This window comes from Microbacterium sp. Z11_20, assembly GCF_057197605.1.
Window position 1 is genome coordinate 95,908 of the sequence record NZ_JBXVOQ010000005.1, and the last position, 24,491, is coordinate 120,398.

General features: G+C 69.7%; 25 protein-coding genes. 13 read left to right on the forward strand and 12 right to left on the reverse strand.

What is annotated here, in order from left to right; all coding sequences use genetic code 11:
* Nucleotides 1-3: 3 nt before the first annotated feature.
* Nucleotides 4-450 carry a MarR family winged helix-turn-helix transcriptional regulator gene (locus AC2DFQ_RS12885; protein ID WP_484507749.1) on the reverse strand — a complete coding sequence of 149 codons (447 nt, stop codon included), beginning with the start codon at nucleotides 448-450 and terminating at the stop codon, nucleotides 4-6.
* An 88-nt stretch (nucleotides 451-538) separates the two neighbouring features.
* Between AC2DFQ_RS12885 and AC2DFQ_RS12890 the strand changes: the two genes are divergently transcribed.
* Nucleotides 539-1,612 carry an LLM class flavin-dependent oxidoreductase gene (locus AC2DFQ_RS12890; RefSeq protein WP_484507750.1) on the forward strand — a complete coding sequence of 358 codons (1,074 nt, stop codon included), beginning with the start codon at nucleotides 539-541 and terminating at the stop codon, nucleotides 1,610-1,612.
* Nucleotides 1,609-2,169 carry an NAD(P)H-dependent oxidoreductase gene (locus tag AC2DFQ_RS12895; RefSeq protein WP_484534174.1) on the forward strand — a complete coding sequence of 187 codons (561 nt, stop codon included), beginning with the start codon at nucleotides 1,609-1,611 and terminating at the stop codon, nucleotides 2,167-2,169. The genes AC2DFQ_RS12890 and AC2DFQ_RS12895 overlap by 4 nt, the downstream gene beginning before the upstream one ends.
* 5 nt (nucleotides 2,170-2,174) lie before the next feature.
* On the opposite strand, the gene AC2DFQ_RS12900 is transcribed toward AC2DFQ_RS12895, so the two are convergent.
* The gene (locus tag AC2DFQ_RS12900; protein WP_484507752.1) at nucleotides 2,175-3,020 is read right to left on the reverse strand and encodes an exodeoxyribonuclease III; all 846 of its coding nucleotides are present in this window, start codon (nucleotides 3,018-3,020) and stop codon (nucleotides 2,175-2,177) included.
* A gap of 255 nt (nucleotides 3,021-3,275) precedes the next feature.
* Here AC2DFQ_RS12900 and pyrE point away from each other — a divergent pair, with 255 nt between their 5' ends.
* Nucleotides 3,276-3,854: an orotate phosphoribosyltransferase gene (pyrE, locus tag AC2DFQ_RS12905; RefSeq protein WP_484534175.1), complete on the forward strand. Its 579-nt coding sequence runs from the start codon at nucleotides 3,276-3,278 to the stop codon at nucleotides 3,852-3,854.
* Between the two features lie 125 nt (nucleotides 3,855-3,979).
* On the opposite strand, the gene AC2DFQ_RS12910 is transcribed toward pyrE, so the two are convergent.
* Genes AC2DFQ_RS12910 through AC2DFQ_RS12920 form a run of 3 tightly spaced genes read right to left on the reverse strand, consistent with a single transcriptional unit; the run spans nucleotide 3,980 to nucleotide 5,735 of the window.
* On the reverse strand, nucleotides 3,980-4,525 hold the full coding sequence (locus AC2DFQ_RS12910) for a YdeI/OmpD-associated family protein (protein ID WP_484534176.1): 546 nt from the start codon (nucleotides 4,523-4,525) through the stop codon (nucleotides 3,980-3,982).
* 26 nt (nucleotides 4,526-4,551) lie between these two features.
* Nucleotides 4,552-5,376, reverse strand: coding sequence for an HAD-IIA family hydrolase (locus tag AC2DFQ_RS12915; RefSeq protein WP_484534177.1), 825 nt, complete (start codon nucleotides 5,374-5,376; stop codon nucleotides 4,552-4,554).
* A 38-nt stretch (nucleotides 5,377-5,414) separates the two neighbouring features.
* The gene (locus tag AC2DFQ_RS12920) at nucleotides 5,415-5,735 is read right to left on the reverse strand and encodes a hypothetical protein (RefSeq protein ID WP_484507762.1); all 321 of its coding nucleotides are present in this window, start codon (nucleotides 5,733-5,735) and stop codon (nucleotides 5,415-5,417) included.
* Between the two features lie 76 nt (nucleotides 5,736-5,811).
* Here AC2DFQ_RS12920 and AC2DFQ_RS12925 point away from each other — a divergent pair, with 76 nt between their 5' ends.
* A complete protein-coding gene (locus AC2DFQ_RS12925) occupies nucleotides 5,812-6,804 on the forward strand; it encodes an SDR family NAD(P)-dependent oxidoreductase (protein ID WP_484534178.1) in 993 nt (330 codons plus the stop codon).
* On the opposite strand, the gene AC2DFQ_RS12930 is transcribed toward AC2DFQ_RS12925, so the two are convergent.
* Nucleotides 6,758-7,393 carry a metal-dependent transcriptional regulator gene (locus tag AC2DFQ_RS12930; protein ID WP_484534179.1) on the reverse strand — a complete coding sequence of 212 codons (636 nt, stop codon included), beginning with the start codon at nucleotides 7,391-7,393 and terminating at the stop codon, nucleotides 6,758-6,760. The genes AC2DFQ_RS12925 and AC2DFQ_RS12930 overlap by 47 nt on opposite strands.
* Before the next feature lie 100 nt (nucleotides 7,394-7,493).
* On the opposite strand from AC2DFQ_RS12930, the gene AC2DFQ_RS12935 reads away from it, so the two are divergent.
* The 5 genes from AC2DFQ_RS12935 (at nucleotide 7,494) to AC2DFQ_RS12955 (ending at nucleotide 10,822) form a co-directional block, all read left to right on the forward strand.
* Nucleotides 7,494-8,153: a TrmH family RNA methyltransferase gene (locus AC2DFQ_RS12935; RefSeq protein WP_484534180.1), complete on the forward strand. Its 660-nt coding sequence runs from the start codon at nucleotides 7,494-7,496 to the stop codon at nucleotides 8,151-8,153.
* Nucleotides 8,154-8,312: 159 nt separating this feature from the next.
* A complete protein-coding gene (locus AC2DFQ_RS12940) occupies nucleotides 8,313-9,083 on the forward strand; it encodes an SDR family NAD(P)-dependent oxidoreductase (RefSeq protein WP_484507765.1) in 771 nt (256 codons plus the stop codon).
* A gap of 23 nt (nucleotides 9,084-9,106) precedes the next feature.
* Nucleotides 9,107-9,403 (forward strand): putative quinol monooxygenase, encoded by a 297-nt coding sequence (locus tag AC2DFQ_RS12945; protein WP_484534181.1) that lies wholly within the window; start codon nucleotides 9,107-9,109, stop codon nucleotides 9,401-9,403.
* Nucleotides 9,404-9,643: 240 nt separating this feature from the next.
* A complete protein-coding gene (locus tag AC2DFQ_RS12950) occupies nucleotides 9,644-10,387 on the forward strand; it encodes a glucose 1-dehydrogenase (RefSeq protein ID WP_484534182.1) in 744 nt (247 codons plus the stop codon).
* An 87-nt stretch (nucleotides 10,388-10,474) separates the two neighbouring features.
* On the forward strand, nucleotides 10,475-10,822 hold the full coding sequence (locus tag AC2DFQ_RS12955) for a hypothetical protein (RefSeq protein ID WP_484507768.1): 348 nt from the start codon (nucleotides 10,475-10,477) through the stop codon (nucleotides 10,820-10,822).
* A gap of 57 nt (nucleotides 10,823-10,879) precedes the next feature.
* On the opposite strand, the gene AC2DFQ_RS12960 is transcribed toward AC2DFQ_RS12955, so the two are convergent.
* Nucleotides 10,880-11,422: a hypothetical protein gene (locus tag AC2DFQ_RS12960; RefSeq protein WP_484534183.1), complete on the reverse strand. Its 543-nt coding sequence runs from the start codon at nucleotides 11,420-11,422 to the stop codon at nucleotides 10,880-10,882.
* An 89-nt stretch (nucleotides 11,423-11,511) separates the two neighbouring features.
* Here AC2DFQ_RS12960 and AC2DFQ_RS12965 point away from each other — a divergent pair, with 89 nt between their 5' ends.
* A complete protein-coding gene (locus AC2DFQ_RS12965; protein WP_484534184.1) occupies nucleotides 11,512-13,404 on the forward strand; it encodes a heavy metal translocating P-type ATPase in 1,893 nt (630 codons plus the stop codon).
* Nucleotides 13,405-13,422: 18 nt separating this feature from the next.
* Here the strand turns inward: AC2DFQ_RS12965 and AC2DFQ_RS12970 are convergent, their stop codons facing one another.
* Complete coding sequence (locus tag AC2DFQ_RS12970; RefSeq protein ID WP_484507771.1) at nucleotides 13,423-14,748, reverse strand: MATE family efflux transporter; 1,326 nt, start codon at nucleotides 14,746-14,748, stop codon at nucleotides 13,423-13,425.
* Nucleotides 14,749-14,816: 68 nt separating this feature from the next.
* Between AC2DFQ_RS12970 and AC2DFQ_RS12975 the strand changes: the two genes are divergently transcribed.
* Both AC2DFQ_RS12975 and AC2DFQ_RS12980 read left to right on the forward strand, forming a co-directional pair.
* The gene (locus tag AC2DFQ_RS12975) at nucleotides 14,817-16,781 is read left to right on the forward strand and encodes a M13 family metallopeptidase (protein ID WP_484534185.1); all 1,965 of its coding nucleotides are present in this window, start codon (nucleotides 14,817-14,819) and stop codon (nucleotides 16,779-16,781) included.
* A 60-nt stretch (nucleotides 16,782-16,841) separates the two neighbouring features.
* Nucleotides 16,842-17,765 carry a serine hydrolase gene (locus tag AC2DFQ_RS12980; protein ID WP_484507773.1) on the forward strand — a complete coding sequence of 308 codons (924 nt, stop codon included), beginning with the start codon at nucleotides 16,842-16,844 and terminating at the stop codon, nucleotides 17,763-17,765.
* 93 nt (nucleotides 17,766-17,858) lie between these two features.
* On the opposite strand, the gene purU is transcribed toward AC2DFQ_RS12980, so the two are convergent.
* The 3 genes from purU to AC2DFQ_RS12995 form a co-directional block, all read right to left on the reverse strand.
* A complete protein-coding gene (gene purU / locus AC2DFQ_RS12985) occupies nucleotides 17,859-18,740 on the reverse strand; it encodes a formyltetrahydrofolate deformylase (RefSeq protein ID WP_484534186.1) in 882 nt (293 codons plus the stop codon).
* A gap of 92 nt (nucleotides 18,741-18,832) precedes the next feature.
* The gene (locus AC2DFQ_RS12990) at nucleotides 18,833-20,035 is read right to left on the reverse strand and encodes a cobalamin-independent methionine synthase II family protein (protein WP_484507775.1); all 1,203 of its coding nucleotides are present in this window, start codon (nucleotides 20,033-20,035) and stop codon (nucleotides 18,833-18,835) included.
* 128 nt (nucleotides 20,036-20,163) lie between these two features.
* Nucleotides 20,164-21,663, reverse strand: a complete 1,500-nt coding sequence (locus AC2DFQ_RS12995) for a peptide MFS transporter (protein ID WP_484534187.1) — start codon at nucleotides 21,661-21,663, stop codon at nucleotides 20,164-20,166.
* A 92-nt stretch (nucleotides 21,664-21,755) separates the two neighbouring features.
* On the opposite strand from AC2DFQ_RS12995, the gene AC2DFQ_RS13000 reads away from it, so the two are divergent.
* A complete protein-coding gene (locus tag AC2DFQ_RS13000; protein ID WP_484507777.1) occupies nucleotides 21,756-23,087 on the forward strand; it encodes an MFS transporter in 1,332 nt (443 codons plus the stop codon).
* Here the strand turns inward: AC2DFQ_RS13000 and AC2DFQ_RS13005 are convergent.
* Nucleotides 23,084-24,487: an MFS transporter gene (locus AC2DFQ_RS13005; protein WP_484534350.1), complete on the reverse strand. Its 1,404-nt coding sequence runs from the start codon at nucleotides 24,485-24,487 to the stop codon at nucleotides 23,084-23,086. The two genes, AC2DFQ_RS13000 and AC2DFQ_RS13005, sit on opposite strands and share 4 nt — an antisense overlap.
* Between the last annotated feature and the right edge of the window lie 4 nt (nucleotides 24,488-24,491).

Consider the following 24,491-nt stretch of genomic DNA (forward strand, 5'->3'; position numbering starts at 1 on the left):
GCCTCAGGCATCGCCGATGCGCTGCAGCACACGCTGGAGGACGGCGCGTTCGTCGGGATCGATGTTCTCCAGGAAGGCGCGCCGCACCTCGTCGGCATGACCGCGGACAGCAGCGAGCATGGCGCGCCTGCCCTCCGGCGTGACGGTGATGCGGGTTCCGCGTCCGTCCTCGGCCGTGGGTGTTCGTTCGATGAGCCCGCGCCGCTGCATCCGGGTCACCAGGTGCGACACCCGGCTCTTCTCCCACCCCAGCTGGGCGGCGAGTTCGCCGATGCGCAGTGCCCGATCGGGCGAGTCCAGGATGGCGACGAGGGTGCCGTACTCGCCCTGCGCCAGGCCCGCTCCCTGCTGGAGCTGACGGTCGATCCGAAGGGTCAGGCGGGCGTTGGCCGCAAGGAAGGCGCGCCACAGCGCCCAATCGTCTTCCGTCAGGCCCGTCGCGTTCGCCACTCCACGATTGTAGGCCCGCGGCCCACCTAGGTGAAACTTCACCTACACTGGATGAAGATGAAACTTCACCTATTTGGAAGGCTGTGAAATGACCCATCCGTTTGAGATCGGTGTCCTCACGTTCGGAGAGATCTCACCCGATCCCCGCACGGGAGTGACGCCGTCACCCCTCACCCGCATGCAGGAGGTGCTCGAGCAGGCCGAACTGGCCGATCAGGTCGGGCTCGATGTGTTCGGCGTGGGGGAGCACCACCGCTCCGACTTCGTGATCGCCTCGCCCCCCGTCGTGCTGGCTGCTATCGCGCAGCGCACGAAGCGCATCCGCCTGACCAGCGGCGTCACCGTGCTCAGTTCGGAGGACCCCGTGCGGGTCTTCCAGAACTTCGCCACCGTCGACCTGCTGTCCGGTGGGCGGGCCGAGATCATCGCCGGTCGCGGCTCGTTCCTCGAGTCGTTCCCGCTCTTCGGCTACGACCTCGCCGACTACGCCGACCTGTTCCGCGAGAAGCTCGACGCCCTCCTCGCCATCCGCGCCGGGAACCCGGCCGAATGGCCCGGTAGCTTCCACACGCGCGACCTCCGCGGCATCGACATCGCTCCGCGTCCGGTCGGGGATCTGCCAATCTGGGTGGGTGTGGGCGGCACGGCCGCGTCCGCGGTGCGCGCCGGCCAGTTGGGGCTTCCGATGGCGCTCGGCCTCCTCCTCGGACCGCTCAACAGCCTGGCTCCGATGGCCGACATCTACCGGCGCGCGGCCGCCGATGCCGGTCACGACCCGGATTCGCTGCGCGTCGGCATCGGGGCGCACGGGTTCGTCGGGGCCACGAGCCAGAGCGCGCGCGACCTCATGTATCCCGCGTTCCGCGTCGGGATGATGGAGAACAACCACCAGCGCGGGGCCGGGTTCCCCCTGCCGCGCGCGGCGTTCGACGCGCAGTCCACGGCTGCCGGCGGGCTGCTCGTGGGGAGCCCGCAGGAGATCATCGACAAGCTCATGGCCTACCGCGAGGCGTACGGTGCGAGCCGCGTCACCTTCCAGATCGGCTACGGCGGGTTGTCGCAGGCCGACCATCTGGCCGCCATCGAGCGCATCGGGACCGAGGTCGCCCCGGTCCTCCGCCGCGAGACCGGGCGGGTCGACGCCTTCGGGAGGATCGTATGAGCCTGAACGTGGTGGTCGTCAACGGCAGTCCCCATGAGCCGTCCAAGACCATGGCGCTCGCCGGCCTCATCACGGGAACCCTCGGGGAGCTCCTGCCCATCTCGGTTCGTCGCGTGGACGTCTACCGGCTCGGGCCGGGGCTCACCGGGGCGACCGAACGGGACGAGGTGAGCGCCGACGTCGAGGCGGAACTTCGCGCGATCGAGGAGGCCGACGTTCTGGTGGTGGCGGTCCCGGTGTTCCGTGGTTCCTACCCGGGCATGTTCAAGCACGTCTTCGACCTCGTCGACCAATACGCGCTGGCGAACAAGCCGGTGATCCTTGCGGCCACCGGTGGATCCGAGCGGTTCGCGCTCGTGCTGGAGCACGAGCTGCGCCCCCTCTTCGGGTTCTTCCAGGCGGCGGTCATGCCCGTCGCCTTCTACGTCAACGCCGGCGACATCGACGGCGGGACAGTGCTCAACGCCGAGGTGTACAGCCGCATCCAGATCGGGCTGCACGACGTGCTTCCCCAGCTCGAGCGTCTCGCCGCCGGGGCCGAGGCGTACGCGGGCTGATCGGATCAGCCGAAGATCATGGGCCGGTCGTCGTCCTCCTCGGTGCTCGTGAGATCGAGGTCGACGACGACGGGCACGTGGTCGCTGGGCACTTCGCCCTTGCGCTCGTTGCGGTGGATCTGCGCACCGGTGACCGCCTCCGCGAAGGCGTGGGACCCCAGGATGAAATCGATGCGCAGCCCCTCGTTGCGGGGGAAGCGCAGCTGCTTGTAGTCCCAGTAGGTGTACCCGGTGGGAATGAGCGGCCGGACGACATCGGCGACCCCGGCGGCCTCGAGCGCCGCGAAAGCCTCACGCTCCGGCGGTGAGATGTGGGTCGAGAAACCCTGCACCATCTGGGGCACACCGTTGTCGGCGTCGGTGGGGGCGATGTTGAAGTCGCCGGTCAGCGCGAACGCGAGATCGGGCGTGCGGGTAAGGGTGTCGGAGGTGTACTGCTGCAGCGCGCTCAGCCAGTCGAGCTTGTAGTAGTAATGCGGGTCGCCCAGTGACCGCCCGTTCGGCACGTACAGGCTCCACACCTTCACCCCGCCGACGGTCGCCCCGATCGCGCGGGCTTCTTGCGGAGCATCCGGGCCCTCGTGCCCCTTCGCGAACCCCGGCATCCCGGGAAAGCCGATCTCGACGTCGGTGAGCGGCTCGCGGCTGGCGATGGCGACGCCGTTCCACTGGTCCAGTCCGTGAGCGGCGACGTGGTAGCCCGCCTCCTCGAACGCCTCGGTCGGGAACTGCTCGCTCTTGCACTTGATCTCCTGCATCGCCAGCACGTCGATGTGCTCGCGCACCGCGAAGTCGAGGATGCGGGGGAGGCGGGCGCGGATGGAGTTGACGTTCCAGGTGGCCAAGCGCATGCGTCCAGCCTATGGTCGCCCGCCGACGCGCCGCTGCCGCATCCTGGCCTCCATGTCTCACTTCCTGCAAGGATCCGGGTCGATTCCTGCAGGAAGGGAGACATGGACCGCGGATGCTGAGACATGGTGCGCGGATGCTGAGACATGGGCACGGCGCGCGACGGGCGCTTGCCGACACCGCGGACAAGCCGGCGCACAGGCGGCCCGCCGCGGCTGGATCTGACCCGCCCCACCGCCGCCCATAGACTCGAGGCCATGACGATCGCCTCCACGCCCGAGCTCGAAGCCGACCGGCAGGCCCTCATCGACCTCATCACCGCGGAGGCGGTATTCCACGGCGACTTCACGCTCTCCAGCGGCAAGAAGGCGACGTACTACGTCGATATGCGCAAGCTCACCCTCGATCACCGGGCCGCCCCCGCCATCGGCCGCATCATGCTCGACCTCATCCGCGACCTCGACGGCGTCGTCGCCGTCGGGGGGCTGACGCTCGGTGCCGACCCCATCGCGAACGCGATCCTGCACGAGTCGGTTCGCGCGGGCGCCCCGCTGGACGCGTTCGTCGTACGCAAGGAGCCGAAGGACCATGGCCGCGGCCGGCAGATCGAGGGCGCGGATGTCGCGGGCAGGCGCGTCGTCGTTGTCGAAGACACGTCCACCACCGGGCAATCGGCTCTCAAGGCCGTCGAGGCGCTGCGCCGCGAGGGTGCGGAGGTCGCTGCGGTCGCGGTGATCGTCGACCGCAAGACCGGCGCGCAGGCCGCTGTCGAGGCGGAGGGCCTGCAGTGGCTCGCCGCGATCGACCTCGACGACCTCGGCCTGCAGCCGCAGTAGCCCTCGCGCGGCCGGGTCAGTCGCGGTCGCGGCGGCGGGAGCGCACGAACTGCACGATGAAGGCGACGAGCGTCCCCGACACCGTGACCAGTGACACGAGCAATACGAGCGTGCGGTCGTCCATGTCAGGGCCGGCGTCCCTCGGCCGCGTCGGCCACGATCTTTTCGATGCGCGCCGTGCGCGTGTCCGGACGGCGCGCCATCGCAACGAAGGTCAGCCCCATCTTTCTCGCCGAGGCGGGGAATCCGTCCCAATGCGCCCGGGCCGCCGGCACCGCATCCAGCGCCGCGGTCAGCTCGGGCGGCTCGATTCCGGCCTCCGGCCCATCGAGCACCTCCCACATCCCGCTGGCCTGGGCCGCGGCGATCACGCGGCGGCCGGCGTCCGTCATCTCGCCGGATGCTTCGAGCTCGAGGACGCGCTGCTTGTTCGTCGCCGCCCAGCCGCTGTTCGGGCGACGGGGGGAGAACCAGATGCCGATCGTCTCCTCGTCGTGCGGCTTGACGGTGCCGTCCACCCAGCCGAAGCACAGCGCCTGGCGCACCGCATCCAGGTAGGTGATCAGCGGACGGTCCACGCCCGCACGGGCGCGCAGCACGATCACGCCGCTGGATGTGGCGTGGTTCTGCTCGAGCCATGCCCGCCACGCGGCCGCGTCGGCGAACTCCATCCGCGGACGGTCATCCAGGGCGCCCATCACAGCCCTCGCGACGGATCCGCATCCGGGAGCTCCGACTCGACCGGATCGGGGCGCACGAGCTCGGCCACCGACCCCAGCACCTCGTCGGGTCGGAACGGGTAGCGGTTCATCTCCGCCTCGTCGCTGATGCCGGTCATCACGAGCACCGTGTGCAGCCCGGCCTCGATGCCGGCGACGACGTCGGTGTCCATCCGGTCGCCGATCATGCCTGTGTTCTCCGAATGCGCGCCGATGCGGTTGAGCGCAGAACGGAACATCATCGGATTCGGCTTTCCGACGACGTACGGTTCCTTGCCGGTGGCCTTGGTGATGAGGGCGGAAATCGCCCCCGTCGCCGGGAGCACGCCCTCCACAGACGGGCCGGTCGCGTCCGGGTTGGTGGCGATGAAGCGGGACCCCGCCCCGATGAAGCGGATCGCCTTCGTGATCGCCTCGAACGAGTAGTTGCGCGTCTCGCCGACCACGACATAGTCGGGGTCGGTCTCCGTCATGACGAAGCCCGCCTCGTGAAGAGCCGTCGTGAGGCCGGACTCTCCGACGACGAACGCGGTGCCGTCGGGCATCTGCGAGGCGAGGAAGTCGGCGGTCGCGAGCGCGGAGGTCCAGATGGACTCCTCCGGCACGATCAGGCCCGACGCGCGCAGGCGCGCACTGAGGTCGCGCGGCGTGAAGATGGAGTTGTTCGTCAGCACCAGGAACGGCGTCCCGTCGTCTCGCCACTGCTCGAGCAGCTCGGCGGCGCCGGGGATCGGGGTGCTGTCGTGGACGAGCACGCCGTCCATGTCCGTCAGCCAGCACTCGATATCGGCCCGCGTGCGCATGGCCCCACCCTATGCCCGGGACCAGACGCGCGCCTCGGTCAGGAGGACGGCGTCCAGTCGGTGATGTTGGTCTTGAACAGGCCCCGAAGAGCGAAGTCGTACGTCTCGCCGATCTCGATGCCGTCGCCGAAATCGGAGTAGTAGTCGCCGCACGAGGTGACGTACAGGGTGATCTGGTTCCCGCGCCGCCCGTCCTCCTCGATGATGTCCGTCACCGTGCAATCGGTGACGCCCGGGAGCGGGATATAGGCCTGGGCGACGAAGAGGCCGAAGCCGCCCAGGACCACGACGGACAGGACGATCGAGATGACCCGCGCCCGGCGTGATCGGGCCGGCGGAGCGGGAGAGGGAGAGCTCACCCGTCCTTCCTACCAGTCTTATGCCGAGATCGGCATAAGACGCGTGCGGCGGCGCCGTGGGCGGTACCGTGTGAGGATGACGCGCGCGGCGGAGGCTCCCGGGACCCCGCCCGACCTGTCCGGCCGGACGTACCTGGTCACCGGAGCCACTGCCGGGCTCGGATTCTTCTCCTCCGACCAGCTCGCCCGCGCCGGTGCGCACGTCATCGTCACGGGCCGCAACCCGAACAGGCTGGCGGCGGCGAAGGTCGCGCTGCTGGCTCGGGTGCCGGATGCCTCGATCGAGACGCTGTTGCTGGACACGAGCAAGCTCGGATCCGTCCGCGCCGCTGCCGCGACCGTTCGCGCGCGTGGGCGGCTGGACGGGCTGCTCATGAACGCCGGCATGGTCCATCCGCCCAGAACCCGTGAGACCGCCGACGGCAACGAACTCGTCTTCGCCACCAACGTGCTCGGGCATTTCGCGCTCGCCGGCGAGCTGCTGCAGCCGCTCGCGGCGGCGTCGGGACGGATGGTGTGGGTCGGCAGCGTCTCGAGCTCGCTGTGGCGCTACGACCCCGTCGACCCTCAGCTGGTGGACGGCTACACGCCGTGGCGCGCCTACGTGCAGTCCAAGGTGGCCACTACCGCCCTGGGTCTCGAAGCCGACCGGCGTCTGCGTGAGGCCGACGTCCCGGTGGCGAGCGTCGTCGCGCACCCCGGGTACTCCAAGAGCGGCCGCACCGCCGCCATCCGCGGCATCAACGAACCCTCCCGGGCGAAGCGCTTCGTCGACAACCTGCAGTCCCCCGTCGCTCAGTCCAAGGAGGTCGGCGCGGCACCGCTGGTCCGCGCGCTGACCGATCCCGACGTACGCGGCGGCGAGGTGTGGGGGCCGCGGTTCGCAATCCGCGGCGTCCCGCACAGGGCAACGCCCGCCGCTCTGACCCGCAACCCCGAGCTCATGACCCGGCTGTGGCGGACGTGCGAGGAGGCCATGGCGGTGCGGTGGCCGTTCGCGAAGGCGTCGCGGACGGCCGGGATCAGGCCGACAACCAGACGGCGGATGCCGCGCCGTCCGGAAGTGTGATCGCCACGCCATCCACTCGCGCCGTCCCGGCACGACCGACCTCCACCGTGTGCCCCACGTCGACCCCCGCATCCACGAGGGCCCGGAGCAACTCGGGGTCGCGGTCGCTCACCCGCAGGACGCTTCCGGTGTGCCCCGGCGTCGCATGGGCGAGGAGCACGAACGCCTCGCGGTGCACCGCGCCCTCGGCATCCGGGATGGCGTCGCCGTGCGGGTCGAACCGTGGCCGGCCCAGCCGCTCGTCGATCCCCTCGAGGAGGCGATCGCTGAGGGCGTGCTCGAGCACCTCGGCCTCGTCGTGCACCTCGTCCCAGCCGTAGCCGAACTCCTTCACGAGCCAGGTTTCGATGAGGCGGTGCCGGCGCACCACGGCGGCTGCGCGCCGCTCGCCGGATGCGGTGAGGGAGACCGGGCCGTAGGGGCGGTGCGTGACCAGGCCCTGGGAGGCGAGTTTCTGCACCATCTCGGTCACGCTGGAGGGCGCGAGTCCGAGCACGCTCGCCAGCTGCGACGGTGTGATGCGCTCGTTCTGCCACTCGGTGTGGTGGTAGATCGTCTTGAGGTAGTCGTCGACGGCGGGGGATGCCACGGCTTCAGGCTACCGACCCGTCGACTTGCCAGCATCCGCGACATATGGGGCCGAATCGCGACGGATGCTGGCGAGTCGACCCGCGGGATAGCGTGAGTACGTGGGAGAGCGCGACGACACCGCCGGGACGGGCGACGGCGAGACCGGGGAGGCCGTACTTCCCCACGGGGTCGGGCCGTGGCCGGGCGGTCCGGATGCCTGGCCCGCGGACGAACGCTATGACCCGGAGCTCCTCGCGCACGGCGACCGGCGCAATGTCGTCGATGCGTACCGCTACTGGCGGATGGAGGCGATCGTCGCGGACCTCGATCAGCGACGGCACCCGTTCCACGTGGCGATCGAGAACTGGCAGCACGACATGAACATCGGGTCCATCGTCCGCAGCGCCAACGCGTTTCTCGCGGCGGAGGTGCACATCATCGGGCGCCGTCGCTGGAACCGCCGCGGCGCGATGGTCACCGACCGCTACCAGCACGTCCGCCACCACGAGGATGTGGCGGCGTTCGTCGCGTGGGCGGATGCGGCGGGGCTGCCGATCATCGCGGTCGACAACGTCGGCGGCGCCCTACCCGTCGACCGCGCCGAGCTTCCCCGCAACTGTGTGCTGCTGTTCGGTCAGGAGGGCCCGGGGCTGTCGCCCGAGGCGGTGGCCGCCGCATCCGGTGTCGTGGAGATCACGCAGTACGGCTCGACCCGTTCGCTCAACGCATCGGCGGCCGCTGCCGTGGTGATGTACGAGTGGTGCCGACGGTGGGCTTAGCTGCCCGGCATCGAGTGCGTACCTTCTGACATCGTGCGCTAGGGAGCGCACCGCCCAGGCCACAGCTCGGGCGCCACCGGCCGCCACCGGCCGCCTGCTTGACACTTGGTAAGTAAGTAATTACTGTGAGAGATACGCAATCAACGAAGGGTGATCAAAGTGAAACGCTTTGAAGGGAAGACCGTATTCATCACCGGCGCCGCAGGCGGCATCGGCTCCTCGCACGCGCACGCGTTCATCGAGGAAGGTGCCCGCGTGGTCGTGGCCGATCAGCGTCAGGACGAGGGGCGCGCACTCGCGAACGAACTCGGGGAGAACGCGCATTTCGTCGGATTCGACGTGAGTAGCGAGACCGAGTGGGCCGCTGCCGTGGAAGAGGCGGAGAAGCATTTCGGACCCATCTCGATTCTCATCAACAACGCCGGGGTCGTGTCGCTTCCGGCCTCCATCGAAGCCGGGCAGTTCGCAGATTTTCGACGCGTGATCGAGACCAACCTTTACGGCACCTGGCTGGGTATGCACACGGTGGCTCCGTCGCTGCGTCGCGCAGGTGGGGGTGTCATCGTGAACACCGCCTCGATCTCGGGGATGCAGGGTGATGCGATGTTCTCGCCGTACAACGCCAGCAAGTGGGCAGTGCGCGGGATCACCAAGACGGCCGCCATGGAACTCGCGCAGGACGGCATCCGTGTCAACGCCGTGAACCCGGGACCGATCAACACGCCGCTGATCACGGAGCCGATGGCGCCCGGGGTCCCGGCGGTCACGGCGAACTACTCGCCGCATGGTCTCGCGATTCCGCGTCTCGGGAAGCCGCGCGAGATCACCAACATGGTGCTGTTCCTCGCCTCGGACGAGGCGTCCTTCATCACGGGCGCCGAATTCGTCGCGGACGGTGGGCTGCTGCTCGGCCCGGTACCCACCGCCTAATCGGAGTGCTGACGATGTTTATCGTGCATGGGTCATTCCGTATCCCACTCGATGCGCTCGAGGACCTGCGTGCCACGTTGGCGCCGCTGCTGATCGCGACGCGGGCCGAACCCGGATGCGTCTCGTACGACTGGGCCCAGAGCCTCGACGATCCCGAGCAGTTCTACTCCATCGAAGTGTGGCAGTCCCGCGAGGATCTGGAGGCACACATGGCGTCCGATCACGCGCGCGAAGGCTTCGCTGACATGCCCTCGATTCTTATCGGGCAGCCGATCCTGGTCGGTTTCGCCAGCGACGACCAGGTCAACCTGCTCAGCTGAGCCGTACCGCGGATCGGTCGCGAGAGTGCCGGCATGGTGCGATGTGACGTGGCCACGGGCGACATGGCTCGACGCGCTCCACTGAGGAGCGCGTCGAGCCATGGAGTCGATGGACTCTTATGACGAAGGAGACAGTCCCTGATGCGGAGGAACTCCGATGAAGAACCTCATTCTGGAGATGCGCGTGATGAGTGACCCATACAGCGCCGACAGCGCTCGACGCTTGAGGGAGGTTCCCTGATGGGACGCGTCGACGGCAAAGTGGTCCTCATCAGCGGCGGAGCCCGCGGAATGGGCGCCTCTCATGCGACCGCACTTCTGGAAGAGGGTGCCCGCGTCGTGATCGCGGACGTCCTCGAGGACGAAGGTCGCGCTCTGAGCCAGAAGCTTGGCGATCGTGCGCTCTTCGTTCCGCTCGATGTCACCGTTGTCGCCCAGTGGGAGAGGGCGGTTCGCGCGGCGGTCGAGCATTTCGGCGGCCTTGACGTGTTGGTCAACAATGCGGGTATCGTCCATTTCGCTCCCATCGACGAACTCGACGTGGACTCGTGGCATCGGGTGATGTCGATCAACCTCAGCGGCACCTTCTACGGGATCCGCAGCGCCGTGAGCGCGCTGAAGCTGCGCGGCCAGGGATCGATCATCAATATCTCGTCCAGCGCCGGTCTGATGGGCTACGAATCGCTGCCGGCATACACCGCATCCAAGTTCGGAATCCGAGGCCTGACCAAGGCTGCGGCTCTCGATCTCGGCCGCTACGGCATCCGGGTCAACTCCGTCCACCCGGGAATGGTGAGAACGCCCATGCTCGGGGATATCGATCCAATGCAGAGTCACGTGGCGTTGCACCGAATCGGGCGTGCCAGTGAGATCTCGGATGTCGTCGTCTTTCTCGCAAGCGACGAATCGAGCTTCGCGACCGGCGCCGAGTTCGTCATTGACGGTGGTGAGACCGCCGGACTTGCGCACTTCGACGGCACCTGAGGCCTCGCATGACGAATGCACGGGACCGCCGTCCTCCCATCACCGACCCCCCTATAACCGCACCCTGATAAGGCAAGGACGAAGCAGATGACAGCTCGGATCGACATGTACTTCCGCTACCGCATCATCGACGACGCGCGGTACGCGGACTACCTCGCGATCGTGCTCCCCCTCACCGAACGCGAGGAACCCTACGTGCTCGAGTACGAGATGGCGCGCGGTGCCGACGGCATCGTGCTGCAGCACGAGCGCTACGAGAACGAGGACGCGATCGTCAAACATCTCCAAGTGACCGCGGAAGGCCAGAAGGCCTGGGGAGAATCCACGGAGCTCCTCGACATCCGCTTCGTCGGCGAGCTCAGCGAGAAGTTTCGGACGGAATACGACACGCCTCTCGCGAGCTGGTGGACGCACTTCAGAGCCGTCGCGCGATAGCCCGGTGAAGGAGCTTTGACACTGACATGAGAGATGGCGTCGGCACGAATTCGCGCCTCATGTGAGTGGCTGGTCGTGCGGACGGATCTCGTAGGCGTAGACGGCGTCGGCGGTCGCGTCGACCCGGATGCTCCCCTCCCCGCCGCCCTCGAAGAGGATCGTGGCCGTGGCCGGCTGGGGTTCGCCGGGTGCTGAGCACTCCAGCTCGGTCGCGGTGGCCTCGGGCGGGGCGATCGCGGATTCGAGGCGGAGAACGAGGGGCGAGCCGTCCTCGCTCTGGCAGGTGACCACGAACTCCCAGAAACCGGCATCGGTGGGGAGCTCGATGGCCACCCCGTCGGGCGCGACCGCGCCCGCTGAGCGGGTGAGGAAGCCGCCACCGCCAGGGTGGTTCTCCGGAAGGGCGATCTCCGCCCACGCGGTCACGTCGTCGCCGGCGTGCGGCAGGGCGTCAGATGCTGCGGGACTCGACGCCGACAGCGAGGGCGCGGGTCGAGGTCCATCGTTCGGTGACGGCGTGGCGGTCGGCCCCGCTGCGCAGGCGGACAGCAGCGCCGCCGCCGGCAGGACGGCGACGACTGCCCGGGGGAGCCTCGTCATGCGCACACGGTAGGCCGCGACCCTGGGAACGCCGTGGATGGGGTCATAGGGCCCTGGGCGCGGGGTAGGGGGCAGGACAGGCTGGCGACATGAGCGCACTCGGCGCGATCCGGCGGTACCCCGCGATCACCGTCACGATCGTCGTCCTGGCCGTGGTCCTCTCCCTGCACACGGCGAACGGGCCGCGCACGGGACAGGCCTTGGCTACGGCCTACGTCTCCGTCTTCATCGTGTGGACGATCGCGCGGATGGTGCGCGATGTGCTCCGCGGACACGTGGGGCTGGACATCCTCGCGGTGGTCGCGATGATCGCCACGCTCGCCGTGGGCGAGTACATCGCCTCGCTGATCATCGTGCTGATGCTCGCCGGGGGCGAGGCCCTGGAGGATTTCGCCGCCCAGCGCGCGCGGCGCGATCTCACCGCGCTGCTGGATCGGTCGCCTCGCATCGCCCACGTGCTCGTGCATCCGCAGTGGTCGGGTTCCGATGAGATCCAGGATGCCGTGGTGGACGACGTGACGCCCGGTGACCTGCTTCTCGTACGCCCCGCGGAGATCGTCCCGGTGGACGGCGTTCTGGTCAGCGACAGCGGAACGTTCGACGAGTCCTCGCTCACCGGCGAGAGCATGCCGGTCACGCGCACCGCAGGGGGAGAAGTGCTGTCGGGGGCGGTGAACGGAACGCTCGCGGTGCGCATGAGGGCGACTCGGCGCAGCGCGGACAGCCAATACCAGCAGATCGTCGCGCTCGTGCGGGAGGCGCAGGAGTCGCGCGCGCCCATCGTGCGGCTCGCCGACCGGTTCGCCGTGCCGTTCACCGCCGCCTCGCTCGTGCTGGGCGGCACGGCATGGGCGCTGTCGGGCGACCCGGTGCGTTTCGCCGAGGTGCTCGTCCTCGCCACGCCGTGTCCACTCCTCATCGCCGCGCCCGTCGCGTTCCTGGGCGGGTTGTCGCGGGCGGCGAAGGCCGGGGTCATCATGAAGGGCGGCGCCGTGATCGAGCAGCTCGCCCGGGTGCGCTCGGCCTGCTTCGACAAGACCGGCACTCTCACCCAGGGCCGTCCCGAGGTCGTCGAGATCCGCCCCGCGGGCGGCTTCGACGCCGACACCGTCCTCGGTCTGGCCGCCTCCGCCGAGCAATACTCCACCCACGTGCTGGCCGACGGCATCCGTCGGGCGGCGGAGGCCCGCGGCGTCGAGCTGATTCCCGCCGAACGGGCCGGTGAAGTCGCCACCAACGGGGTGGCCGCGAGGATCGGCGGGCACGATGTCGTCGTCGGCAAGCCGGCCTACATCGCCTCTGTCGCCCCCGATCTGACGCGCGCGACGCTGGTCGCCGGGCAGGCCGCCGCCTACGTGGCCGTCGACGGAGTCTTCGCCGGCGCGCTCATCCTCGCCGATGCGGTGCGTCCGGAGTCGGCGGAGGTCATCGAGTGGCTTCGCGCGCACGGCGTCGAGCGCGTGGCGATGCTCACCGGCGATGCGCGCGCCACCGCGGAGGCGGTTGCCGGGGAGGTGGGGATCGAAGACGTCCATGCCGAACTCCTCCCGGCCGAGAAGGTGCATCTGGCGGCCCGGCTGAGCCCGCGTCCGACGATGATGGTCGGCGACGGGGTGAACGACGCCCCAGTGCTGGCTGCATCCGATATCGGCGTGGCGATGGGCGCGAAGGGCGCCACGGCCGCGGGGGATGCGGCCGACGTCGTCATCGTCGTCGACACGCTCTCGCGCGTGGTCGACGCCGTCGAGATCGGTCGGCACACCCTGCGCGTCGCGCTGACGGCGATCTGGATCGGCATCGGGCTGAGCATCGGGCTCATGCTCGTCGCGACGACGGGGGTCATCCCCGCCGTGGTGGGCGCGCTCGTGCAGGAGCTGGTCGATCTCACGACCATCCTGTACGCCCTCCGGGCTCTGCGCGGTCCCGCCGTCCGCCTGGGGACGGAAGCCGGCGCACCGGCGCCTGCCCGGGTCGCGGCGTAGCCCGTGCCCGTTGCGACCTCAGGCCCCCGCGGTCATCCACTTCTGCCCGCGCACGCGCCATCCGAGTGTCGCGAGCCGCGCCAGCATGTACGCGCCGAAGAACGTGGCAGCCAGCCACGCCAGCCCGCCCGCGCCGGAGATGCCGAGGATGGCGACGAGGACGAGAGCGGGCACGAACACGAGCAGGTTCAGCGCGCCCGCGAGCGCGAGATACCGGGCGTCGCCGGCGCCGATCAGCACGCCGTCCAGCACGAAGACGACCGCCGACACCGGCTGTGCCACCGCGAGCACGAGCAGGGCCGGCTGCACCAGGGCCGCCAGGCGCGCGTCGCCGGTGAATACGAGGCCGATGACGCCCGACAGCGCCGCGATGAGCGCGCCGACGACGACGCCGAACGCCAGGCCCCACGCGGTCGTCCGCCGCAGCACCCGTTGCACCTGGGCCTCGTCACCCGCGCCGAGGCCCTTGCCGACGAGCGCCTGGGCGGCGATGGCGAGGGCGTCCAGCGCGAAGGCGGCAGCGGAGAACATCGTGAAGACCACCTGCCATCCGGCCAGTTCGTCCGTACCGAGTCCAGTCGCGACCGCGACCGTGGCCAGGAGGGAGACGCGCAGGCTCAGGGTCCGCAGGAACATCCATCCCCCAGAGCGCGCCGAGCCCCGCACCCCTTCGCGCTGAGGGCGCACGGAGGCGGAGTGCGTGCGGGCCAGCCGTCCGACGACGGCCACATAGGCGGCGACCATCCCCCACTGGGCGGCGACGGTGCCCGCGGCCGAGCCGGCGATGCCCCATCCGAAGCCGTAGATGAAGACGACGTTGAGCAGAGCGTTCGCGGCGAAGCCGATGCCGGCGATCCACAGCGGCGTGACGGTGTCCTGCATGCCGCGCAGGAGCCCCGTCGCGGCGAACACGATGAGCATCGCCGGAAGGCCCCACATCGAGATGCCCAGGTACACCTCGGCGTGCCCGGTGACGTCGGGCCCTGCACCGAACGCGCCCACCAGCCACGGCGTGGCCAGCGACCCCGCCAGCGCCAGGACCGCGCCGATGCCGAGGGCCAGCCACATCCCGTCGATGCCGACCGACACCGCCCGGGTGGGGTCGCCGGCTCCGAACCGGCGCGCGACGGCGGGAGTCGTGGAATAGGCGAGGAAGACCATGAGCCCGACGATCGTCTGCAGCACGGCGCCGGCGATGCCCAGGCCCGCCAGCGGAGCGACGCCGAGGTGACCCACCAGCGCGGAGTCCACGAGCAGGAACAGCGGCTCGGCCATGAGGGAGCCGAGGGCGGGGACGGCCAGTCGCAGGATGTCGCGGTTGAGCGAGGCACGCCGGGTCGTCACGCGTCGAGCCTAGGGCCCGTCGGGGCCCTTTCCTCCGCATCCCCAGGCGCCGTGCATATCCTTGAGGGATGACCGACAACGCCCGCTCCGGCCTCGCGATCGAAGAGCTCAGCGACGAGATCCGACCGCAGGACGACCTCTTCCGCCACGTGAACGGCCGCTGGCTGGACCGGACGGAGATCCCCGATGACAAGGCCCGCTGGGGGTCGTTCCACCTGATCGCCGAGCAGGCCGAGAAGGATGTCCGAGCGATCGTCGAGGAGTCGCAGGACGCCGAGCCGGGCACGGAGACCCGCAAGATCGGCGACCTGTTCACCAGCTTCATGGACACCGCACGCGTCGAAGAACTCGGCGCGGCTCCGCTGGCCGACCAGCTCGCGCGCGTGGACGCGGTCGACAGCATCCCGCACCTCCTCCGCACGCTCGGGGAGCTCGAGCGCGACGGCGTCAGCGGCCTGATCTCGCTGTTCGTCGAGCCCGACCCGGGCAACCCGCAGCGCTACCTCCCGGTGCTCTACCAAGGGGGCCTGTCGCTGCCGGATGAGAGCTACTACCGCCTGGAGAACTTCGAGGACACGCGCACGGCCTACCGCGGCCACATCGAGCGCATCCTCGACCTCGCGGGCGTTGCGGATGCCGCCGCGTCCGCCGACCGCATCTTCGCGCTGGAGACCGACCTCGCCACGCACCACTGGAGCCGGGAGGAAAGCCGCGATGCGGTGAAGACCTATAACCTCCGCTCGTGGGATGACACCGTCGCGCTCACCGGCATCGACCTCGCCCCGTGGCGCGACGCGGTGGCGCCCGGCTACCCCGACGCGCTCGCCGAGGTGGTCGTGTATCAGCCGAGCTTCCTGGAGTCCTTCGCCCGCCTGCTCAGCCCGGAACGCCTCGACGACTGGAAGGCGTGGCTGCGCTTCAAGGTCGTGCACAGCGCCGCCGCTTTCCTCTCGGAAGCGTTCGTCGCGGAGAACTTCTCCTTCTACGGCACCCAGCTCACCGGCGTCCCGGTCAACCGCGAGCGCTGGAAGCGCGGAGTGAGCCTCGTCGAGGCCGCCCTGGGCGAGGCCATCGGCCGCGTCTACGTCGAGCGCCACTTCCCGCCGGCAGCCAAGGTCGCGATGGACGAGCTCGTCGCGAACCTCGTCGAGGCGTACCGCGAGAGCATCTCCGATCTGGAGTGGATGAGCCCGGAGACCCGGGAGCGCGCCCTGGCAAAGCTCGACGCCTTCACGCCGAAGATCGGCTACCCGGTGAAGTGGAAGGATTACTCCGCCCTCGAGGTGGACGCGGGAGATCTCGTCGGAAACGTCCGCCGCGCCCACGTGTGGGAGCACGACCGTCAACTGGCGCAGGTCGGGCAGCCCATCGACCGCGACGAATGGCACATGACGCCGCAGACGGTCAACGCGTACTACAACCCGCTGATGAACGAGATCGTCTTCCCGGCGGCGATCCTGCAGTATCCGTTCTTCGACGCCGAGCGGGATCCTGCGGCCAACTACGGTGGCATCGGCGCTGTCATCGGACACGAGATCGGGCACGGCTTCGACGACCAGGGGAGCCGCTTCGACGGTGACGGGTCGCTGCGGGACTGGTGGACCGAAGCCGACCGCGCCGCGTTCGAGGAGCGCACGTCGGTGCTCATCGAGCAGTACAACACCCTCGTGCCACGCGGCCTGTCGGAGGAGCACACGGTCAACGGTGCGCTCACGATCGGCGAGAACATCGGTGATCTCGGGGGACTCGGCATCGCGATCAAGGCCTATCGGCTGTCGCTGCGCGGCGCCGACGCCCCGGTGATCGACGGGTTCACCGGCATCCAGCGTCTGCTGCTGAGCTGGGCGCAGGTCTGGCAGCAGAAGGGCCGGGATGCCGAGACCATCCGCCTCCTCACCATCGATCCGCACGCGCCCAACGAGTTCCGCTGCAACCAGATCGTCCGCAACATCGACGCGTTCTACGACGCGTTCGGGGTGACCTCATCCGATGGCCTGTGGCTGGATCCCGGTCAGCGCGTGACCATCTGGTAGTTCCCGATCGGTCACCCGGACGTGCTCGACTGAGCGCCTGAACCTCCGAGGAGCATCGCCGTGGGTACGTTCCCCGACACCCCCCGTGACACCGCCCCGCTGCGGGGCGCGGGTCGCTCGGGGAGTCGCCGCCCGCCGCGGCGCACCGGGGCCGGCCGGCGCTCGTTCACCTCGACCCTGCGATCGCTCGACGAGCTGGCGGCCTCCGGCGCTCGCGTCGCCGTGCATGTGGACGACCTCGACCGCGGGACGACGGTGCTCGCCGGCGACGACAACGACATGCTTCCTGTGGGGGGCGTCGGCATCGTCCCGTTGCTCATCGAGGTGGCGGCGGGATTCGAGGACGGGCGCTTGAATCCGCTCGACATCATCGACCGATCCGGCCTGGACGCCGTGACGGTCTCCGGTGTGTGGCACCAGATGAAGGCGCCTGCTCTGCCGCTCATCGACCTCGCGGCGCTCGCCGCATCCACCGGCGACGCGCTCGCCGCCAACGCCCTGCTCGCGCGCGTGGGCCTGCCCGCGGTGCGGGCACGCATCGAGGCGCTCGGGTTGCAGCGCTCGGCGCTCCTCGATCGCTTCCGCGACCGCCGCGGCCCCGACGATGCGCCTCAGGTGGCGCTGGCCTCGGCGCGCGAGCTGTCGACGCTGCTCTCGGCGCTGGTGAACTCGCGGGCCGTGGATGCGCGGGTGAGCGCGCAGGTCGCGGAATGGCTGAGCCTCAACACCGACCTGAGCCTCGTCGCCTCTGCCACCGGACTCGACCCGTTCGCGCACGACAACGACGACCACGGACTGCTCTTCATCAACAAGACGGGGCGCGCCAACGGGGTACGGGCCGAGGCCGGAGTGCTGGCCGGGCCGCGCGCGGGAGTGTCGTACGCGCTCATCGTCAACTTCGACGACCTGTCGATCGCGCACCGGCTGCGCGCCCACGACGCCTTCCGCGTGCTCGGCCTCGAGCTCATGGAGTACGTCTTCTGAGCTCCGCCAAGCCCCGGTCGCTGAGCGGCCCGCCCGGCCCCGGTCGCTGGGCTTGTCGAAGCGTCCGGCGCGCCGCCCGAGCGCGACCGGGTCTCAGAAGACGATCGTGTGGTTGCCGTTGCGGATGACGCGGTCCTGGGCGTGCCATTGCACGGCGCGGGAGAGCACCTGGCGCTCCACGTCGGCACCCCGGCGCACCAGCTCCTCGAGGGAATCGCCGTGGGTGACCCGCACGGTGTCCTGCTCGATGATGGGGCCCTCGTCGAGATCGTCGGTGACGTAGTGCGAGGTCGCACCGATCAGCTTGACCCCGCGCTCCTTGGCCTTCTTGTACGGCTCGGCGCCGATGAAGGCCGGCAGGAAGGAGTGGTGGATGTTGATGACGGGAACGCCGAGCTTCTGGAGGAAGTCGCCGGAGAGGATCTGCATGTAGCGCGCGAGCACGACGAAGTCGACGTTGCCCACGAGCAGCTCGAGGATCTTCGCCTCGGATGCACTCTTGTCCGGTCCAGGGGTGGAGGGCACGTGGAAGAACGGGACACCGAAGGAGCGCACGTCGTCGGCCGACGTGGTGTGGTTCGACACGACCATGGGCACGGTGACCGGCAGGTCGCCGCGGCGGTGGCGCCACAGCAGGTCGAGCAGGCAGTGGTCCTGCTTGGATGCGAGGATCGCCATGCGCTTGGGCACCGACTGGTCGGTGATCGACCACTCCAGGTCGAACCCGCCGCCCAGCGTCTGCGCGAGGTCGGCCTCGATCGCCGGGATCGCGGCGGCCAGGTCGGCCCGGTAGAACACGACGCGCTGGAAATACGCACCGCCGCGCGGGTCGTCGGAGTACTGGTCGAACGCGACGATGTTGCCGCCGTTGCGCGTGATCAGTGCCGACACGGCGGCGATGATCCCCGGCTGGTCACGCCCGTGCACGATCAGACAGGCGTGGTCGGGATGCAGATGAGGGCTGTGCGCGGCCATCCCTTCATTCTGCCGTGCCGTGGATGCTCCGTTCGACGGGCCGACCGGCTCCGCGGGGCCGTCGGCCCCGCAGAGCGCCGGTCGGCAGCCGCTCAGACCAGGGATGCGGCCCGGCGTGCGCCCTCGCCGAGCGACTCGAGCTTCGCCCACGCGATCTGGGGATGCACGCGGCCGCCGAGCCCGCAGTCGGTTGCGGCCGTCACGCGTTCGGGCCCGACGATCGCGGCGAAGCGGGCGATCCGCTCGGCGACGAGGTCGGGATGCTCGACGACGTTCGTCGCGTGGCTGACCACTCCGGGCACGAGGACGAGGTCGTCGGGGATCGGGGCATCCCGCCACACCGCCCACTCGTGTTCGTGGCGGACGTTGGCGGCCTCGAACGAGATCTGTCCGACGTTGGCCTCGAGCACAGCGGGAAGGATGTCGCGCAGCTCGATGTCGGTGGTGTGCGGGCCGTGCCACGACCCCCAGCACAGGTGCAGGCGCACGCGGTCGCGCGGAAGCCCCTCCAGCGCATGGTTGAGCGCCTCGATGCGGATGCGGGTGAAGGCCTGGTAGTCGGCCACGGACGGCTCGGGGTTGATCTGGTCCCAGCTCTCCGCGAGCGAGGGGTCGTCGAGCTGCAGGATGAGGCCTGACTCGACGATCGCGCGGTACTCCTCGCGGAGGGCCTCGGCCCACGCCCACAGGTGCTCCTCGTCGGTGGCGTAGTACTCGTTGCGCACCCGGGCGGCGCTTCCCGGCGCGATCGCGGTGAGGAACCCGGTCCGGCCCTCGCCGAGCGCGCCCGTGAGGTGGCGGATGTCCGCGGCCACGGCATCCTGCCCGCGGTAGATGATCGGGCCGGTGGTGCTGGGGAAGGCCGTGGCGTTCTTTCCGGTGGCGATCCCGCTGTCGGGATCGGCATAGGCCTCGGCGAAGATCGTGCGGTCACGGCGGTCGAGGAACGATGTGAGCCGCACGGCCCCGGGCTCGGAGCGCACGGGAGGCTCGTTGAAGGCGTTGACCTCGGTCAGCGAGAGGCCGCTCACGCGCTGGAACGAGTACGACCACCACGCGCCGTAATCCACCGCGTTGGACATGGCCTTGCCGAACTCGCCGTCGCCCGGCTGGGTGATCCCCGCCTCGCGCTGGCGGCGCACGACGTCGGCCACGGCCTCGTCGGTGAGCGCCTCCACGGCGGGATCGGGCACGAAGGTGAACCCGTCCTCCGCGAAGCGGCGCGCCGCGTTGGCGGCGATGAGGGCGTCGGTGCGGGGGAGGCTGCCGGCGGTGGTCGTCTGGATCTCAGTCATGCGCGCTACTCCTGCGGTTCGGGGATGCCACCGAGAACCTATCGGTCGTCCGCGACGGCCGCGCATTCGCATGACACGGTGCGTCATGAAAGGACGGGCGTGGCGGCCTGCACCCCTGCCGCGAACGGTCAGCGCACGCCCCGCATGAGGGCGAGCACCGGCTTGACCGCGAGGAGGAGGGCGATGCCCAGCAGGATCGCGATGGCACCCAGGATCGCGAAGTACGGGACTTCGTTGCGGGGGTCGTAGAACTCCGCAGCCCACCCCGCGATCGCCGTTCCCAGCGCCACCGAAAGGAAGTACAGAGCCACCATCTGCGTGTGGAAGCGGCGCGGCGCGAGCTTGGTGGTTGCCGAGAGCCCGACGGGTGAGATGAACAGCTCGGCGATGGTGAACACCAGCAGGATGCCGACGATCCCGAGCAACGGGGTGGAGTTGGCCCCGCCGTTGGCCCACACCAGGAAGAGCAGGAACGCGACGCCCATGATCATCGCGCCCAGGGAGAACTTCACCGGTGTCGACGGCTGGCGTCGCCCGAGCTTCGTCCAGACGGCCGCGAAGACGCCGGAGAGGATGATGACGAAGATCGGGTTGATCGAGTTGACCCACGAGACCGGCATCACCCACCCGAAGATGTCGCGGTTCAATCGTTGGTCGGAGTAGATCGTGAGCACCGTGAACTGCTGCTGGTACAGCGACCAGAAGCCCACGTTGACCACGAACAACGGGATGAACCCGAAGACCCTCGAGCGTTCGTCCGGGCTGACCGCTTTCGAGGCGACGATCACGACGAAGTACGCGATGGCGGCGACGACGGTCACCAGGATGACCACGACGGCGAGGTTCTCCGGGCGGATCACCCCGGCCAGGACGAGCACGACGATGAGCACGATTCCCGCCAGCGCGACGCCGATCACGAGGATGCGCCGGTTCGCGGGCAGCGGATGGGGAACGGCGCGGGCGGATGCGGGCAGCTGCTTGCGGCCGAAGCTGTACTGCAGCAGCCCCAACGCCATCCCCACCGCGGCGGCCCCGAACCCCCAGTGGAACCCGACGGTCGACTGCAGGGCGCCGGTCACGATCGGGCCGAAGAACGCGCCCAGGTTGATCCCGAGGTAGAAGAGCGAGAACCCGGCGTCGCGGCGCGGATCGTCGGCGGTGTAGAGGGTCCCCACGACCGAGGTCGCGTTCGCCTTCAAGCCGCCGGAGCCGACGGCGACGAGGACCAGGCCCACGCCCAGGCCCCAGAAGCCGGGGAGGAGCGCGAGGGCGACGTGACCCGCCATGATGACGATCGCGCTGGAGAACAGCACCCGCTCCGAGCCGAGCAGGCGGTCGGCGATCCATGCGCCGAGGATCGTGGAGAGGTACACCGTTCCGCCGTATGCGCCGACGATCCCGGTGGCCACGGCCCGGTCGATGCCCAGGCCGCCCTCGGTGACGGTGAAGTACATGTAGATGAGCAGGATCCCCTGCATGCCGTAGAAGCTGAATCGCTCCCACATCTCCACGCCGAACACGTGCGCGAGCGCCCACGGCTGCCCGAAAAATCGCGTGTCGGCGTCGCCCGTTTGCGCGGGCGGCGCGGCGCCCAGGGGGTCGGCGCCGGCGGGGGGTGAGTCCGGCATGCGACCAGGCTAACCCTCGGGGGCTTCGCGCGCCCGGCTACGCTGGACGCGACGGCCGACCCGCGCCGCTCGGTCCTCGACCCCGGAATGCCGTGACCCTCGCCGCGCCTGTCTCTGCACCTGGCTGGCGCACGTGGCTCGTGTGGGCCGTGGGGGTCGGTGCGTACATGCTGTCGGTCACCAACCGCAGCTCGCTCTCGGCCGTCGGCGTGGATGCGGCGGTGCGCTTCGACGCCGACGCATCCGCCCTGTCGATGTTCGCCGTCGTGCAGCTGGCCGTCTACGGCGGCCTGCAGATTCCGGTCGGGCTGTTGCTCGACCGGTACGGCGCCCGACCGATGGTCACGATCGGGATGGTGCTCATGGCCGTCGGACAGGGCGTCATGGCGATGGCCTCCGATGTCGGGATCGGCCTCCTCGCCCGCATCCTGATCGGAGCGGGGGATGCCGCGGTGTTTCCCAGCGTGCTGCGGGTGATCGCCCTGTGGTTCCCGGCGCAACGCGCTCCCGTGCTCGTCCAGCTCACCTCGACGATCGGCCAGTTCGGGCAGATCCTGTCGGTGATCCCGTTGGCGCTGCTGCTGCACGCGACGTCGTGGTCGATCGCATTCGGAAGCCTGGCGGGGCTCGGGGCCCTCTTCGCCGTCCTCGTGTTCGCGGTGATCCGCAGCCGGCCACCGGGGCGGACGATGGATGTGGCGGTCGACACCGACACCGGGGCGATCCAGGTCGTGCGCTCGGCCGCAGATCTCCGAGAGGGATTCCGCGACTCGTGGGCGCACCCCGCGACGCGCCTGGCCTTCTGGTCGCACTTCGCCACACCGTTCGCGGGTACCGCGTTCGGGCTGCTGTGGGGATTCCCCTTCCTCACCGCGGGGGAGGGGCTGAGCCCGGCGACGGCCTCGCTGGTGGTGACCTCGTTCATCCTCTCCCTGATCGTGATGGGGCCGATCATCGGTGCACTGTCGGCACGGAACCCGATGCGACGCTCGCGCCTGCTGGTGCTGCCGGCCATCGGCGTCCAGGCGGCGGCGTGGCTCGCGGTGATCGCGTGGCCCGGGCCGGCACCGCTGTGGCTGCTGCTCCTCCTGGCCTTCGCCCTGGGCACCGGGGGACCGGCATCCATGATCGCCTTCGATCACGCCCGCGCCTACAACCCCAGCCACCGCCTGAGCACCGCGACGGGAATCGTGAACGGCGGCGGGTTCCTCGCGGGGCTGCTGGCGATCCTCTTCATCGGCGTCGCGATGGACGTGCAGGGCGCCGGCACGCCCGGCACCTACACGCTCGACGCCTTCCGTGTGGCCTTCCTCACGCAGGTGCCGTTGTGGCTCCTGGGCGCGACGATGATCGTGATCGAGCGCAAGCGCACCCGCATCCATCTCGGGCTGGAACGCCCGCGGCGGCCGCGGTCCGGTCGCTAGCGGCGCGGCACGTCCGGGAGGGAGGGGCGCCCTTCGCGCGGGCTCGGACGCGACGGGAGGAACAGCGCGAGCACCAGCGCCACGAGGGCGGCTCCGATCCCCAGCGCGAAAGACATCTGGAAAGCGCCGGCCGTGGGAGTCTGAACCCCCTCGCGTGAGGTCGACATCCCGGCGAGCACCGCCCCGATGACGGCGCCGGCGGTGCTGGTTCCGAGCGAGCGGGACAGCGCGTTCAGGCCGTTGGATGCGCCGGTCTCGCTGGGCGGCACGTTGCGCATGATCAGCATCGGCATGCTGGCGTAGCCGAAGCCGATCCCGAAGCCGATGAGGATGTTCGCCACCACGAGGTGCCAGACCTCGCTCGCCCACACGAGGGAGAAACCGTACGCGAGCGCGAGCGACACCGCCCCGGCGACCAGCAGGGCGCGGGGGCCGACGACGCGTGCCAGGCGTCCGGAGAGGGGCGAGAGCACCATCATGATGAGGCCGGACGGCATGATCACGAGGCTCGCGGCCAACAGCGAGAGCCCGAACCCGACGCCCGTGGACACCGGCAGCTCCAGCATCTGCGGGTACGAGATCTGCGAGCTGAACAGTGCGAAGCCCATCGCCACCGAGGCCAGGTTCGTGAGAAGAACAGGACGGCGGGCGGCCACGCGCAGATCCAGGAGCGGGTCACGCACGCGCAATTCGAAGAATCCCCATGCGACCAGCACGACGACCCCGCCGGCTGCGAGACCCAGGGTGAGCGGCGACGTCCACCCCCAATCGCTTCCGCGCGAGATGGCGAGCAGCACGCACAGCAGTCCCGCGGCCAGGCCCGCGGCACCGACGAAATCGAATCGGCCGGCCGTGCGCAGCACACTGACGGGCACGATCCAGAGCACGAGCGCGAAGACCGCGACGCCCAGAGCGGCGGAGATCCAGAAGAGCAGGTGCCAATCGGCCCGGTCGGCGATCACCGCGCTGATGGGCAGGCCCAGGGCGCCGCCGACGCCGAGCGTCGCGCTGATGAGCGCGATGGCGGCGTCGATGCGCTCTTCGGGGAGCACATCCCGCAGGATCGAGATGCCCAGGGGCACGACACCGGTGACCGCGCCCTGGAAGGCGCGACCGACGATCACTCCCACGATGTCGGTGGACAGCGCGGCGATGACCGAGCCGATCACCATCAGCGCCAGCAGCACCAGCACGATGCGGCGTTTGCCGTACATGTCGCCCAGGCGCCCGGCGATAGGCGTCGTTGCGGCGGCCGAGAGCAGCGTGGCCGTCACCACCCACGCGGTGTCTTCGCGGGGAGCATCCAGCAGTTCCGGCAGTTGCGCCTGGATCGGCACCACCAGCGTGAACATGAACGACGAACTCAAACCGGCGAGCGCGAGCACCGCGACGACGAGCATGGGC